10 protein-coding genes and 2 pseudogenes are annotated in these 14,762 nt (G+C 51.8%); 8 read left to right on the top strand and 4 right to left on the bottom strand.

Annotated elements, in window-relative coordinates; genetic code table 11:
* The first annotated feature begins 19 nt into the window (after positions 1–19).
* From glcT to ptsG (EVJ29_RS01880), 3 genes and pseudogenes are all read left to right on the top strand, one after another.
* Positions 20–868 carry a glucose PTS transporter transcription antiterminator GlcT gene (gene glcT, locus EVJ29_RS01870; protein ID WP_131441442.1) on the top strand — a complete coding sequence of 283 codons (849 nt, stop codon included), beginning with the start codon at positions 20–22 and terminating at the stop codon, positions 866–868.
* A gap of 216 nt (positions 869–1,084) precedes the next feature.
* A pseudogene (gene ptsG, locus EVJ29_RS01875) lies at positions 1,085–2,584 on the top strand (glucose-specific PTS transporter subunit IIBC); the annotation flags it as partial.
* Positions 2,585–2,717: 133 nt separating this feature from the next.
* Positions 2,718–4,655 (top strand): annotated as a pseudogene (gene ptsG / locus EVJ29_RS01880) (glucose-specific PTS transporter subunit IIBC); the annotation flags it as partial.
* Positions 4,656–4,793: 138 nt separating this feature from the next.
* On the opposite strand, the gene ptsP reads toward ptsG (EVJ29_RS01880), so the two are convergent.
* Entirely contained in the window at positions 4,794–6,512 is a 1,719-nt protein-coding gene (gene ptsP, locus EVJ29_RS01885; RefSeq protein ID WP_070328769.1) for a phosphoenolpyruvate--protein phosphotransferase, read from the bottom strand.
* A 331-nt stretch (positions 6,513–6,843) separates the two neighbouring features.
* On the opposite strand from ptsP, the gene EVJ29_RS01890 reads away from it, so the two are divergent.
* From EVJ29_RS01890 to EVJ29_RS01895, 3 genes are read left to right on the top strand one after another with little or no spacing between them, the layout of a single operon-like run.
* Positions 6,844–8,286: a leucyl aminopeptidase gene (locus EVJ29_RS01890; protein ID WP_131463900.1), complete on the top strand. Its 1,443-nt coding sequence runs from the start codon at positions 6,844–6,846 to the stop codon at positions 8,284–8,286.
* An 11-nt stretch (positions 8,287–8,297) separates the two neighbouring features.
* On the top strand, positions 8,298–8,441 hold the full coding sequence (locus tag EVJ29_RS15385) for a hypothetical protein (RefSeq protein WP_161567324.1): 144 nt from the start codon (positions 8,298–8,300) through the stop codon (positions 8,439–8,441).
* Positions 8,422–9,081, top strand: coding sequence for a DUF429 domain-containing protein (locus EVJ29_RS01895; protein ID WP_131441446.1), 660 nt, complete (start codon positions 8,422–8,424; stop codon positions 9,079–9,081). Before EVJ29_RS15385 ends, EVJ29_RS01895 begins: the two co-directional genes overlap by 20 nt.
* A gap of 5 nt (positions 9,082–9,086) precedes the next feature.
* Here the strand turns inward: EVJ29_RS01895 and ytvI are convergent, their stop codons facing one another.
* Positions 9,087–10,217, bottom strand: a complete 1,131-nt coding sequence (ytvI, locus tag EVJ29_RS01900; RefSeq protein ID WP_131463898.1) for a sporulation integral membrane protein YtvI — start codon at positions 10,215–10,217, stop codon at positions 9,087–9,089.
* An 85-nt stretch (positions 10,218–10,302) separates the two neighbouring features.
* Here ytvI and EVJ29_RS01905 point away from each other — a divergent pair, with 85 nt between their 5' ends.
* Positions 10,303–11,091: a MazG nucleotide pyrophosphohydrolase domain-containing protein gene (locus EVJ29_RS01905; protein ID WP_131463896.1), complete on the top strand. Its 789-nt coding sequence runs from the start codon at positions 10,303–10,305 to the stop codon at positions 11,089–11,091.
* A gap of 128 nt (positions 11,092–11,219) precedes the next feature.
* Positions 11,220–13,133: an N-acetylmuramoyl-L-alanine amidase gene (locus EVJ29_RS01910; RefSeq protein ID WP_131463893.1), complete on the top strand. Its 1,914-nt coding sequence runs from the start codon at positions 11,220–11,222 to the stop codon at positions 13,131–13,133.
* A gap of 108 nt (positions 13,134–13,241) precedes the next feature.
* Here the strand turns inward: EVJ29_RS01910 and EVJ29_RS01915 are convergent, their stop codons facing one another.
* Together EVJ29_RS01915 and EVJ29_RS01920 are read right to left on the bottom strand one after the other, a co-directional pair.
* Positions 13,242–14,282, bottom strand: a complete 1,041-nt coding sequence (locus EVJ29_RS01915; RefSeq protein WP_070328775.1) for a ribonucleotide-diphosphate reductase subunit beta — start codon at positions 14,280–14,282, stop codon at positions 13,242–13,244.
* On the bottom strand, positions 14,239–14,745 hold the full coding sequence (locus EVJ29_RS01920) for a flavodoxin domain-containing protein (protein WP_131490429.1): 507 nt from the start codon (positions 14,743–14,745) through the stop codon (positions 14,239–14,241). Before EVJ29_RS01920 ends, EVJ29_RS01915 begins: the two co-directional genes overlap by 44 nt.
* Between the last annotated feature and the right edge of the window lie 17 nt (positions 14,746–14,762).

The raw sequence follows: 14,762 nt of genomic DNA on the forward strand, positions 1-14,762 counted from the left end.
AGTAAGGGATGCGATACGAATGACATTACCGATGTATACGATCAAAAAAGTGTTGAATAATAGCGTTGTCATTTGTCAACATGATACGGATCCGGAAGTCATTCTGCTTGGGAAGGGGATTGGCTTCGGCAAGAAAGCGGGCGATCTCGTCGACCCGGCCAGCGTCCCGGAGAAAGTGTATCAATTGACGGATAAGGAAGAGCAATCTCAATATCGTGAGCTCGTGAAGCACGTCGATGAAGACTTCATCGCCTTCATGCAAGACATCGTCGGCTTCATCGAGAGCAACACAGGAAAAAAAGTCGACCAACATATCCATATCGGCCTGACCGATCACTTGTTCTTTACGATGAAACGGATCGAGCAAGGGATGGAAGTGACGAATCCGTTCTTACTCGAGACTGAATCGCTCTATCCGAACGAGTACGCGCTCGCTGAACGGATCGTCGACATGATCCACGAGCGCCTCGATGTGTTGCTTCCTGATGCCGAGGTCGGATTTATCGCCCTTCATATCCATTCGGCGACGACGTTTAAAAACGTCCTCGAAGTCAATCGTCACAATCAAATCATCGGCCAGATCGTTCAGACGATTGAGAGTCGTTTGAACGTCAAAATGGACCGGACTTCGCTCGATTATAAGCGCTTACTTCGGCACTTAAGGTACGCCGTTGAGCGGGTTGCGACAGGTGAGACGGTCGAGGCCCCACAAAAAATAGAAAAGGTGTTGCGTGAAGAATATCCGCTATGCTATAGTACTGCTTGGGAGCTGATGGGCATCATGGAACGCGAATTAAAGCGTCCTGTGCCACGAGGTGAAGCGACATATTTGACGATGCATCTCCAGCGACTGACTACAAGTAGATAACTGATACCACGTATCTTACGTGTTACTGATTCGATCAGGCATGAGTAAGGAGTGGAACGGCTACGATTTCTCTATTGAGGAGAAGTCTACGTTCTATACCTTATTCATGCCTGTTTCTGTTTTTATAAACGTTCATTATGAAAACGTTTAGATACGTCGGTTGTCTGACATCTGCGTTCGGTTTCAGAATAAACAATTACAAAAGGAGGATTTATCATGTTTAAGCAGATTTTTGGTGTTCTTCAAAAAGTCGGTAAAGCGCTTATGCTTCCTGTTGCGATCTTGCCGGCAGCCGGTCTTCTTCTCGCATTCGGTAACGCGATGCAAAACCCGGCCCTTACGTCACGCGCTGGTTGGTTGACGAACGCAGGCGTTGTCAAGTTTGCTCAGCTCATGGAGCAAGCAGGCGGAATTATCTTCTCGAACTTAGCACTCTTATTCGCAGTCGGTGTCGCGATCGGTTTAGCAGGGGACGGCGTTGCCGGACTCGCAGCCATCGTCGGGTTCCTCATCATGAACAAAGTCATGGGTGTTTGGCTCGAACTCACACCTGAGATCATCGCACAAGGTGACCCGGCTTACGCGTCAGTCCTTGGTATCCCAACACTTCAAACAGGTGTCTTCGGTGGTATCATCGTCGGTCTGATAGCGGCCTGGGCATACAATAAGTACTTCAACATCGAATTGCCACAATTCCTTGGCTTCTTCGCTGGTAAGCGTTTCGTCCCAATCGTCACAGCTGTATTGGCTGTCGTCGCTGGTTTCGTCATGCTTCTCATCTGGCCACCAGTTCAGCACGGTTTGAACACGTTCTCAAACTTCATGTTGGAAGAAAACCGTACGCTCGCAGCGTTCGTCTTCGGTTTGATTGAACGTTCGTTGATCCCGTTCGGTTTGCACCATATCTTCTACTCACCGTTCTGGTTCGAATTCGGATCATACACGGATGCAGCTGGCAACATCGTCCGCGGTGACCAAGCGATCTTCTTCGCTCAAATCCGTGACGGTGCCGAGCTTACAGCCGGTACGTTCATGACTGGTAAATACCCGTTCATGATGTTCGGTCTTCCTGCAGCAGCACTTGCGATGTACCATGAAGCACGTCCTGAGCGTAAAGCGGTCGTCGGCGGTCTCTTGGCTTCGGCAGCACTCACATCGTTCTTGACAGGTATCACAGAGCCGATCGAGTTCTCATTCTTGTTCGTAGCTCCACTCTTGTTCGCAGTACACGCAGTTTTCGCTGGTCTTTCATTCATGGTCATGCACATCTTGAACGTCAAAATCGGGATGACGTTCTCGGGCGGTTTGATCGACTACCTTCTCTTCGGTGTACTTCCTAACCAAACAGCATGGTGGCTCGTCATTCCAGTCGGACTCGCGTTCGCAGTCATTTACTACTTCGGATTCCGTTTCGTTATCCGTAAGTTCAACCTTAAAACACCGGGCCGTGAAGATGAAGTCGTTGAGCAATCAACAGCTACTGGTTCGGAACTTGCACAAGATATCCTCGTTGGTTTCGGTGGTTCACAAAACATCAAACACCTTGACGCATGTATCACACGTCTTCGCGTCGAAGTTAAAGATAAGAGCCAAGTGAACAAAGAAGAGTTGAAACGTCTCGGGGCAGCTGGTGTCCTTGAAGTCGGTAACAACATTCAAGCCATCTTTGGACCGCGTTCGGATGCATTGAAATCAGAGATGCAAGCGGTCATCGCTTCAGGTAACGAAAAGAAAGCAAACTAAGTATTAAGCCAATCCATTAAGGGTTGGCTTTTTTTGTATGGGGAAACGGTTTCAGCCTGGTATCAGATGGGGAAAAGTAAGTATTCTGACAAAAGGAGGAACCATGATGTGGAAGAAAGTGTTTGGCGTATTGCAGCGGATCGGGAAGGCGCTCATGCTTCCGGTTGCGATTTTGCCGGCAGCCGGTCTATTACTTGCATTTGGTACGGCGTTCCAAAATCCTGATCTCGTTTCGCTGTTACCTTTCTTGGCAAACGATGCACTCGTCCTCATTTGGCAAGTCATGACCGATGCCGGGGATATCGTGTTTGCCAATTTAGGTCTGTTGTTCGCCGTCGGGGTCGCCATTGGGCTGGCCAACGGAGACGGTGTTGCCGGGTTAGCAGCTATCGTTGGTTATTTGATCATGAACAAAGTTATCAGCACGTGGAACGGGATTACTGCAGAAATTGTCCAGGGGGATCCTGCCTATGCATCGGTACTTGGTATCCCGACGCTCCAAATGGGGGTATTCGGTGGTATCATCGCCGGTTTGATTGCCGCGTTCGCGTATAACAAGTACTTTAACATCAAGTTGCCGGACTTCTTAGGATTCTTTGCTGGGAAACGTTTCGTTCCGATTGCGACCGCCGCGTTCAGTTTAGTGATCGGGATCGCGCTCGCCTACATTTGGCCGCCGATCGGTACTGCCATTAATACGTTCTCGAGCACGATCATTGAGGCGAACGTCGCGGTTTCCGCATTCGTCTTCGGTTTGGTCGAACGGTCATTGATTCCTTTCGGTCTTCACCACATTTGGTACTCGCCGTTTTGGTTCCAGTTCGGGGAATATACGAACCAAGCCGGGGATCTCGTTCAGGGGGACCAACGGATCTTCTTCGCCCAGCTTCGTGACGGCGTCGAATTCACAGCCGGGACGTACATGACTGGGAAGTTCCCGTTCATGATGTTCGGGTTACCGGCCGCCTGTCTCGCCATGTACCACACGGTCCCGAAAGAGCGTCGTAAAGACGTGGAAGGACTTTACTTCTCAGCAGCCCTCACTTCATTCTTGACTGGTATCACTGAACCGGTCGAATTCTCGTTTGTCTTCGTCGCACCACTTCTCTTCGGTATTCACGCCGTGTTCGCTGGACTATCGTTTATGACGATGCATTTGCTCAACGTTAAAATTGGGATGACGTTCTCGGGCGGACTCATCGACTACCTGCTGTTCGGGGTATTACCGAACCGGACCGCTTGGTGGCTCGTCGTTCCAGTCGGTCTCGTCTTCGCGGTCGTCTATTACTTTGGATTCCGTTTCGCGATCACGAAGTTCGATTTGAAAGTTCCAGGTCGTGACGTCGTCGCCGAAGGGCGTGGCGCCCGAACGGTTGTCGACGATGACCTTCCGTACGAAGTGCTCGTTGGCCTCGGTGGCCCTGAGAATATCAAGCATCTTGATGCTTGTATCACACGACTCCGTGTCACCGTGAACGATGTCAAACAAGTCGATAAAGACTTGCTGAAAGATCTTGGTGCCGCCGGTGTGCTTGAAGTCGGGGATAACATTCAAGCCATCTTCGGACCGAAGTCCGATACACTCAAATCGCAAATCGCCGCCATCATCGAAGGTGGCGAGTACAAACCGAAAGAAAAAGCGGTCATCACGCCGGAAGCGGCCGAGCATGCCGACCATCGCTTCCTCGCACCGATGTCGGGTGTCATCTTGTCGCTTGACGATGTACCGGACCAAGTCTTCTCGGGCCGGATGATGGGTGAAGGGTTCGCGATCGAGCCGAGTTCCGGCCAAGTCGTGGCACCGGTCACCGGTCAGATCACGACGTTCTTCCCGACGAAACACGCGATCGGGCTGCTCGCGGACGACGGACGCGAGATTCTCATCCACGTCGGTCTTGATACGGTCAATCTGAAAGGGGAAGGGTTCGTCGCCAAAGTGAAAGAAGGCGACCGCGTCGAAGCTGGAGATATTCTGCTCGATGTCGACCTCAACTTGATCCGTGACAAAGTCCCGTCGCTCATCACGCCGATCATTTGGACGAACGGGGACGGCAAAGTCGTCGTCGTACCGTTCGGAGAGACGGTCGTCGCCGGGGAAGCGCTCGATTTTAGAACGGATGACAAAGGCGCGGAATAAGCGCAAAAAAAAGTGGCTCTCGCAAATTGCGAGAGCCACTTTTGATTATGCTTTAATATCGAATTTTTGGCTGATGAAGTTGACGACTTCTTCGGCTGTATCCATGTTGAGGACGTCGTTGACGATCGCTTCTGTTTCAGCTTTCGTCAAACGTTTCACGAGGCTACGTGCGCGAAGGACGCTTGAAGCCGACATCGAGAACTCGTCGAGGCCAAGTCCTAGCAGGATTGGAATCGCAAGCTCTTCTCCAGCCATCTCGCCACACATGCCGACCCATTTGCCTGCTTTGTGTGCTTCTGTGATGACGTTGTGGAGAAGGTTCAAGATGGCCGGGTTGAACGGCTGGTACAAGTACGAGACTTTCTCGTTCATGCGGTCAGCTGCCATTGTGTATTGAATCAAGTCGTTCGTGCCGACAGAGAAGAAGTCGACTTCTTTCGCGAATTGTTTCGCCATGACGGCTGTCGAAGGAATTTCGACCATCATTCCTGTCTCGTAGTTACCGACAGCGACGCCTTCTGCTTTCAACTTCGCTTCTTCTTCGAGAAGAAGGGCTTTCGCTGCGCGGAACTCTTCAAGTGTCGCAATCATTGGGAACATGATAGCGAGGTCACCGTGAGCCGAGGCGCGGAGAAGGGCGCGAAGCTGTGTGCGGAACAAGTCCGTTTCTTCGAGGCAAAGGCGGATGGCGCGATAGCCGAGGAACGGGTTCATCTCTTTCGGGAGGTCGAGGTAAGACAATTCTTTATCTCCACCGATGTCGAGCGTACGGATGACGACTTGTTTGCCTTCCATGCCTTCGATTACTGTTTTGTATGCCGTGTACTGCTCTTCTTCAGTCGGGAATGTTTCTGAATCCATGTAAAGGAACTCTGTCCGGTAAAGACCGATCGCATCAGAACCGTTTTTAAGAACGCCTTCAAGGTCGTTCGGTGTCCCGATGTTCGCCGCGAGTTTCACTTTATGACCGTCTGCCGTGACAGACTCTTCGTTGACGAGTTGTTTCAACTCTTCTTTGTAGGCTTCGAATGACGCACGTTTAGCGACGTATTCATTGACGAGTTCTTCAGACGGATTGACGAAAACGTCTCCTTCTGTCCCGTCGATGACGACGAGGTCGCCGTTCTTGATTTCTTCGAGTGCGACTTTCGTTCCGACGACTGCCGGGATTTCAAGTGAGCGCGACATGATGGCCGAGTGTGATGTACGACCGCCGATGTTTGTCGCGAACCCTTTGACGTATTTGCGGTTGAGCTGAGCCGTGTCAGACGGTGTCAAATCTTCAGCGATGATGATGACTTCTTCAGAAATTGAAGCAGGTGTCATGAACGTGACGCCGAGGATGTGGGCCATGACGCGTTTTGTGACGTCGCGGACATCAGCCGCGCGCTCGCGCATGTACTCGTTGTCCATCGATTCAAAGATCATGATCATCGTTTGAGCGACTTCATCGAGCGCTTTCGCAGCGTTCATGTGTTCGCTTTCAATTTTTTCGTTCACTTGCGAGACGATCTCTGGGTCTTCCACGATGAGCAAGTGAGCCGAGAAGATCTCAGCCTTGTCTTCTCCGAGTTCACGCAGTGTGATCTGGCGGATTTCTTCGAGTTCTGTTTTCGACTGAGCGATGGCTGCTTGGAAGCGTGCCTTCTCAGCGGCTACGTCCTCGATTTTGTTCGTCGGGATGTCAAATGAAGGTGTCTCCATGACGAATGCTTTCGCAACTGCGATTCCTGCAGATGCGCCAATACCTTTAATGTGTGACATAAGCGTAATCCCTCTCTTCAAAGAAATAGTGTTTTTTCCAACGTTACCTCGTTAGTTCTTACCCGAAATGAAAAAGGAACTAACGAAAACCCGGAAGATTAAAGTAGCAACGGTCTACTACTAGGGGAAGCCTCGACCGAACAAAATGGCCTCGCCTCGAGCACGAGGGATGCCTGATTGCGTACTTTCCTATCCTATCATAAAATAAAACATCGTCACAACGAGGAGATAGCCTTTGAATTTGAAGAATTAGCGACGATTGCGCATACTATTTCATTATTTCGATGAAGTTCGTTATGCTTACCTTATATAAAGAAGGGAAGTGGCAAATATGTATCAATTCGCTGAATTAGACTGGACCGGTTCACACGACACGGTCGTTGTCGGAATCGGGGCGGCCGACGCCGTCGAAACAGGGCTCGACACGTTGTTCAACGGGCGCGTCAAATCGCTCATCCAGTCAGCTGACATCTCGACGAAGACAGGGGAAGTCTCGATCGTGCCGACGTTTGAGGGGAACATCAAACGCGTGCTGTTCGTGGGTTTAGGACAACGCAACGATTCGTCCGTCGAAAACTTGCGGAATTGGTTCGGGAAAGTCGCGAAAGAAATCAAAGCCCGCGCCTTCACGGACGTCGCGGTCGCGCTCGACACGTTTGAACCAGGCGTGGCGAGCTTGTTCGCAGAAGCGTATGAGATGGCGACGTATGAGCATCCTACATATAAGTCGGCGCCAAAATCGGCGACACCGGACGTGACGATCACCCTTTTAGGAGACGCGAACGAAGCGGACGTCGAAGCGGGTGCCGCTTACGGGCGTGGGGTCAACGTCGCTCGGACGTTGACGATGATGCCGGCTAACATTTTGAACGCAGTGGCACTAGCCGACTACGCCGTCGACCTGGCCGAGCGTCATGGTTTCAGCCATCGAATCATTGAAAAAGAAGAGATGGAGGCGCTCGGTATGGGGGCGCTGCTCGCTGTCAATCAAGGTTCGGTAATTCCACCGAAGTTGATCGTGCTTGAGTACAACGGTGCCGGGGACGATGCGCCGATTGCCGTCGTCGGAAAAGGTGTCACGTTCGACACGGGCGGTTACTCGATCAAGCCGAAAGACGGGATCGTCGGGATGAAAGGTGATATGGGTGGTGCGGCCACCGTGCTCGGTCTGTTTGAGACGCTCGCGACGACGAAACCGGCTGTCAACGTGCTCGGTGTCATTCCTTCAACGGACAACATGATTTCAGGAGACGCGTTCAAACCGGACGACGTCATTACGGCGATGAACGGGAAAACGATCGAAGTGCTCAATACCGATGCGGAAGGACGACTCGTTCTTGCCGATGCGGTGACGTTCGCGAAGACGTATGAGCCGAAAGCCATCATCGACGTAGCAACGCTGACAGGCGGTGTACTCGTCGCGCTCGGTACTGAGGTGACTGGTTGCCTGACGAACGACGACTCGCTCTATGAGGCACTAGAGACGGCGAGCCGAGCAACGAATGAGCTCGTTTGGCAAATGCCTTACTTTGATGTGTTCATCAAGCAAGTTCGGAAATCTGAAGTCGCCGACTTGAACAACTCACCGGGCCGTTACGGTCATATGATTTTCGGTGGCGCGTTCGTCGGCGAGTTCGTCGGTGACACGCCGTGGCTCCACCTCGATATCGCGGGAACGAGCGAGCGCTCTTCGGCGAGTGACCTCGGTCCAAAAGGCCCGACTGGTGTCATGGTACGGACGCTCGCGTCAATGCTCGAAGGATGGAAGCGTTGAAATTCGGATTGATGTTAATCGGTTTGGCCATCGCCGCAGGCCTCGGCTATGCGGCTTGGCCGAGCCAGTTGTTGTTGGGGGTATCCGTCTTTAGTGCGGTGCTCGGAGTTTTGTTTTTGATTCAGGAGGGACGCCGTGGTCGGAGTAGGAATTGATGGGGCACGCGGAGGCTGGGTACGAATCACGTACGATAGCATCTCGCTGTGCTTGACCATCTCAGAACAGTTGGAAGATTTATTGATTGACGGGGCAATGCACTTCGTCGATATGCCGAACGATCTCGGGACGATCTCAAACCCGGACCGGACGTGCGATGCGTGGATGCGGGCCCAGTTGAAGCAACGGAAGTCGTCGATCTTCACGCCGCCGATTCAAGACGTCGTGATGGAACAGACGTATGAAGCCGCCAATGTGAGAAGCCGCGAACTGATTGGAAAAGGAATCAGCAAGCAAGCATGGAACCTCGTGCCGCGTATTCGTGAGTTTCAAACGATCACGGCTGAAGACGTGTATGAGTCGCATCCGGAGGTCTGTTTCGCCGTCATGACCGGACACGAGGCCGATTTCAGCAAAAAGACTGAGGCCGGCGAAGCCGAACGGATCGAGCTGTTGCGGCGCTATTCGAAAAGTTCGCCGTGGAAGTGGAAGATGTCGAACGTCAAAGTCGACGATATCATCGACGCATGTATCCTTGCCGTCGCCGCCTATGAGGCCGGGACGACAGGCTTAGAGACGCATCCGCATCAAACAGAGGGATTACCGTTCGTAGCGGTACCGAAGACAAAAGAGCGATGACGCGGTCATCGCTCTTTTGGTGTCTGGATCGGTCCGAGGACGAACTTCCATATGTAATGAAATACTTGGGCGTTGTAGAGTGCTTTCAGCAATACCGCGAGGACTGGTCCTAAAATGAAACCGAGGACACCGAACAGTTGCAGACCGACAAAGATCGAGATCAAAGCCGCGAGTGGATCGAGGCCGATATGAGAGCCGACGATCTTCGGCTCGGCCAAGTTGCGTTGGACGATGACGAGGATGTAGAGCACGAGAAGCCCGATCGCGCTGAACCAGTCGCCTGAGATGGCCGCGTAGGCTGCCCATGGCACTAAGAGTGTTCCGACACCAAGGTAAGGCAACAGATCAAAGAACGCGGCTAACAAGGCGAATGAGAACGGATTGTCGACACGTAGAATGAACATCCCGATCAAGACGATTCCGAACGTGATGGAAATGAGGGTCAATTGGGCCCGGACATAGCCGAACAAAGCCGAGCGTAAATTGAGCATGACGAGTTCGAACTCTTTAAAGCCTTTTCGTTTGTTCAACCGCTCGATCGAACGCATGTAAGACGGCCAGTCTTTCGTGATGAAGAACCAGGCTAGGACGATGACGACGAACAAGAGCAGGACGAGCGGGAGTGCGCTCAGGATGTCTTGCAGGAGCCCGGCGACACCTCGAGACAGGACGCCGATCGCGGCACCGAGTTGGACGCCGATTTCAGTGATGCCACCTTCGAGCGATGTCGTTTGCCCAGGGTTTAACCGTTGGATGCTGTCGTAGGCGTCGTTGACGAACGGGGCGATTTTTTGATTGAACATACGCTGCACGTAGGCAGTGAACGTCTCGATCTGGTCTGGAAGTTTTTCGGCCGCAATCGTCAAGTAACGAATCAATTGGGTGACGACGATGGCGATGACGCCGCTGACAAGACTCATAACGATTAGCAGTGAAACGAGGGTGCCAAGGGCACGCGGCATCTTCGTCTGACGCTCGAACAAGTTGACGAGGGGGACTGTCAACAAGGATAACAAGAAAGCGAACACGAAAGGATACGTGTACGTAAAGAGGACGCTCAGTCCCCAAATAACGAGCACGAGTCCGATGCCGACAAGGAGAAATCGAAGTAATTGCCAAAGTCTTACAGGAGACATGAGGGGTTGCCCCTTTCCTAACAATTGGATTGAGCATAGTATACCACGCAACTGGTAAATGAAGAGGATGGATAGGTGATTAAATATGAAGGAGATTCAACAGAAAATCGATCGGATGATTATCCACTTAGGAGGGTATTGGCGGCCGCTATCAGGCTTGGCCAGATTATTAGAAGAAGTGGGAGAAGTGGGTGGTGCCTTGCATGACCAGGACGAGGCAGCGCTCGTGGAAGAGCTGTTAGATGTATTCGTCATTTCAACTTGTCTCGCCAATCAGTATGCGATCGAACTTGACGATCAATCGAACGGACGAGGCGAGCGCCTCGTTCATCGCGCTTACTATTCGCTCGTTCGTGAAGCGGGGGAGGTGGCCCGGACCTTGAACGCCTACGAAGGGGATAAAAAATTGAAAGCATCATCGACGCCGGGTTCGTTACAGTATCGAATCGAGAGCGTCCAAGCAGCGGTGTTCGATATCGCACGCGAGATTGAGCTTGATTTGTATGCGGAAATCGGTTCGCTGATCGATGAGAAATCCGCGCGCGATTTCGGGCGGTTCGACCATACGCCTGACCCGATCACCGAATCGGCGGTGCGATTGTACACGCGTTTTAAATCTGGTCGATATTGGGGAGGAATTGAGGCTAAACCTTCGGAGGAAGCGAGCCGATATAGAGAACGAGAATATAACATGGAACGATTCTTTAAGATTGCCCATGTCGAAGGGCTGGATGGGTTCGTCATTCTTCAACCAGACGATCCGTTCATCATGACGTCCTCTCTCGAGCAAGACTGGAAGGTGCCGGAATCGTTCATAATCGACGAAGAATGGCATGGGATAGACAAATTTATTATTATTCGTAAAAACTGGTAGAAAAGTATTCCCCTTTTTATCAAAAATATTCATCTTTTTTTCAAATACTTACTTTTTTTTAAAAAGCGTTATGCTACTATGAAGGTGTTGTTAGTATAAATTAGCGCGAGAAGAAAGGAATATTTTGGATGAAAATGAAGCTATTGAAAGTTGCTCTCATCTTATCGCTGTTGTTGTTCGGTGCTCAAATCCCTGCGGTTGAGGCATCGACATTAGATGGCGAAACGACTGTCAATTTAAACGTTCGATCGACACCAAGCACGACGGGAGCGGTCATCACGACGTTACCGAAAGGCACAAAAGTAAAGTATGGGACTTATAACCAATCATGGCATAAAGTGTATCTAAATAGTCGCACTTACTATGCTTCGGCCCCGTACATTAAACGGATCGCCTCGTCACCGACGACGATCACGACGCAAGCAGCATCATCGACAGGCGTCACGACAGAAAACTTGAACATTCGAGTGACGTCACACCGTGATGCGAAAATCGTTACGACGCTCAAAAAAGGCACTGAAGTGAACTATGCCGTCCATAACTCATCATGGGCCAAAGTGTTCTTGAATGGAAAGACGTACTATGCGGCGAAAGCTTACCTTGCGCCAAAGTTAGTCGTTTCAGCGCCTAAAAAGCAATCGGGCTACACGAATCGCGACATTCAGCTGTTCAATCGCACGCTACAAACATCACCGGTCGCGAAAACGATCCCGGCCAAGCGCGCTGTCACGTTCAGCATCCACAACTCGAGCTGGTCGGTTATTTATGAAGGCACGAAGACCTACTACACACCGACTCGAGGAATTACAGCCGGAACACTGAAGCCGGCGACGACGACAGAGACTGGCTACGCGAACCGGGACTTGAAATTGTTCGATACGCGCAACCAGGCATCGAAAGTCGTTAAAGTACTCCCGTTGAACACGGTAGTCGCATCGAGTAAGTACAACTCGAGCTGGTCGACTGTCTATATCGGCAGCGACACGTACTATACACCGACGGCATGGATCACACCAGGCGTTGCCCCGGTTCAACCGCCGACAACGACAAAGCCAGTCGAGACGAAAGTTCAAGGATACGCCAACCGCAACATCAACTTGTTCGGTAAAACGCACCAGAGTTCGTCGGTATTGCTCGTCTTGCCGCAGTACACGGCCGTCACGTACAGCACATACAACTCAAGCTGGTCAAACGTTTTCGTCGGGACGAAGACCTACTTCACACCGACTTCATGGTTGACTGCTGGTAAGGCACCATCAGCACCCGCTGCATCGCCACAAGGGAAAGTGTATATCAACACGCCGGGTGATGTCTTGAACGTCAGAGCGACGGCTTCGGCCAGCTCGACGATACTCGGGAAACTTGCACACGGCACGCAAGTCGACCACTACGGTTCATCGAACGGCTTCTACAAGATTAAATACAACAACCGTGATGGTTACATCTCAACGGCGTATGCATCGGCTTCAAAGCCTAGCGTATCAAGTGGTGCGGTCATCGTTCTCGATGCCGGACACGGTGGAACCGATCCGGGTGCAGTGAGAAGTTCGCTTTATGAGAAAACGGTCGTACTCGACGTGACGAAACGTACGGAAGCGTATCTTCGTTCGAAGTATGGTTACGAAGTCCGGTTGACACGTTCGACAGACGTTTACTTGACGCTCAATCAACGTGTCCAAGCGGCCAGAAACTTACGTGGCGATCTCTTCGTCAGCCTGCATACGAACGCGGCGACGACATCCGCGGCGAACGGAGTCGAAACGTTCTACTCGACCTCGTCGGCCCATAGTGCCAAGAGTCGGGTGCTCGCAACGAACATCCAATCGAATTTGATGGGTGAAATGTCAGGGATGAGAAACCGCGGTGTCAAGACGGCGAACTACTACGTCATCACGTATAACACGATGCCGTCAGCACTCGTCGAACTCGGGTTCATCTCGTCTCCGCAAGATATTGTCCACCTTCGCAGTGAAGCATCGCGCCAGCGCATGGCAATCGGTGTTGCTGAAGGTATTGCCCAATACGTGAGAGCGTACCATTAATTCCAACCTGCTCGCGCAGGAGTATACAGAAGGCCCCAGCTCAACACGAGCCGGGGCCTTCCTTTTATGTAGTAAACAAGCCCTCGTCCGAATGGGCGAGGGCTTGGCTTATAAGTCGTCGAAACCGTTGGCGTCAGTCACTTTCGCGTATGAGCGTGATTTTTGTTCGAAGAAATCGGATTTCGTCGCGTTGAGCGAGTCGTCCGAATAGGCACGGATCCACGGCATGACGTCCTCGTTGAAGCCTTCATACAAATCGTTCAACCCGATGACGCGCAGGCGTTTGTTGGCAAGGTATTTGATGTAATCACGCATCTCGCTGACGTCGAGGCCATCGAGGTCACGGAGTACGTATTCGCACCACTCGATCTCGAGGTCGACCGCTTGTCCCATCGTGTCGTAGACGAACTGGCTGAAGCTTCCGTCGGCGTCGATTTCCGGGTTCTCGGTCAAGACGGCGCGAAGCAGCTGGCTGACGAAATGCGAATGTTGCATCTCGTCCCGTTGGATGTAGCTGATCATCGTCGACGTCCCGACCATCTTCTGATGACGGGCGAGGTTATAGAAGTAGGCGAATCCGGAATAGAAGTTGATGCCTTCAAGGATGACCGAGGCGACGAGAGACTTCGCGAAGTTCTCTGCGTTCGGCACGGCCCGGAAGTCTTCATACAAGTCTAAGATGAACTGATTACGTTTCATGACCATCTCGTCATCTTTGGCGATATCGAAGATGCGGTTCTGCTCGCTGAGCGGAACGAGACTCGACAACACGTAGCTGTACGATTGATTATGGACGACTTCTTGCTGGGCGATGATGGCGAGCACCGAGTGGACCGACGAGTCGGAAGAGAACATCGCCGACTCGAGAATGTAGCGCGTCTGCACCGAGTCGAGAATCGACAACAAGCCGATGATGCGCTTGAACGCGTCTTGTTCACGCTCGGTCAGTTGCGGCCATTGTTGCATGTCTTTTGACATCGAGATCTCATCTGGGATCCAAAAGTTAGACAGCAACTGTTTATAAATTGTATAAAATTGTGGATAGGCGATATCGTTCCAGTTGACGATCGAACTCGTCTCGCCACCGATAATGGCTGTCGCCCGATTAGGATGTTTGGGCGACAGTAGTTTGATCTTTTGAATAGTCATAGACGTGTACTCCTTCTTCGGCGTTTCGTGCCAACCGTTCGGTCCAAGCACGGACGTTGTACGGTTGGTTGCGCGGCGACTGTTCGATTTTCAACAGTTCACCGGCAAGGGGGATTCCAAACTTCGAAAGGTGGTATGCCATCTCGTCGACAGCGCGGCAGAAATGAACGAACATCTTGTCACCCGTCCCGAAGACGGCGGCTTGACGAATCGGTACCGACTGCTCTTTCAAGAGAAGCCGGAACGTATCTTTCATCTCGTCTGGCAAGACGCCATCGGCCCACGTGTACGACCCGAAATAGACGAGGTCGTACGTGGCGAGCGCTTGGGCCTCGCGATGGCCGATGCGGTCCGCTTCGTACAAGACGGCACGGTCGCCCCGATTGACGTGGGTCGCCTGAATCAACTCGGCGACCTCTTCTGTATTCCCGCTCATTGAACTATAGACGATTGCGACGTTCATGGTTAGGTCCCACCTTT

This window comes from Exiguobacterium sp. SH4S7, assembly GCF_004336795.1.
In the GTDB taxonomy this organism is placed as follows: domain Bacteria; phylum Bacillota; class Bacilli; order Exiguobacteriales; family Exiguobacteriaceae; genus Exiguobacterium; species Exiguobacterium aurantiacum_A.

Coding starts and splice junctions, on each gene's coding strand:
- ytvI (WP_131463898.1), bottom strand. CDS start 10,217: ATGTCTCCTGTAAGACTTTGGCAATTACTTCGATTTCTCCTTGTCGGC.
- EVJ29_RS01890 (WP_131463900.1), top strand. CDS start 6,844: ATGTATCAATTCGCTGAATTAGACTGGACCGGTTCACACGACACGGTC.
- glcT (WP_131441442.1), top strand. CDS start 20: ATGACATTACCGATGTATACGATCAAAAAAGTGTTGAATAATAGCGTT.
- EVJ29_RS15385 (WP_161567324.1), top strand. CDS start 8,298: ATGTTAATCGGTTTGGCCATCGCCGCAGGCCTCGGCTATGCGGCTTGG.
- EVJ29_RS01920 (WP_131490429.1), bottom strand. CDS start 14,745: ATGAACGTCGCAATCGTCTATAGTTCAATGAGCGGGAATACAGAAGAG.
- EVJ29_RS01915 (WP_070328775.1), bottom strand. CDS start 14,282: ATGACTATTCAAAAGATCAAACTACTGTCGCCCAAACATCCTAATCGG.
- EVJ29_RS01905 (WP_131463896.1), top strand. CDS start 10,303: ATGAAGGAGATTCAACAGAAAATCGATCGGATGATTATCCACTTAGGA.
- EVJ29_RS01910 (WP_131463893.1), top strand. CDS start 11,220: ATGAAAATGAAGCTATTGAAAGTTGCTCTCATCTTATCGCTGTTGTTG.
- ptsP (WP_070328769.1), bottom strand. CDS start 6,512: ATGTCACACATTAAAGGTATTGGCGCATCTGCAGGAATCGCAGTTGCG.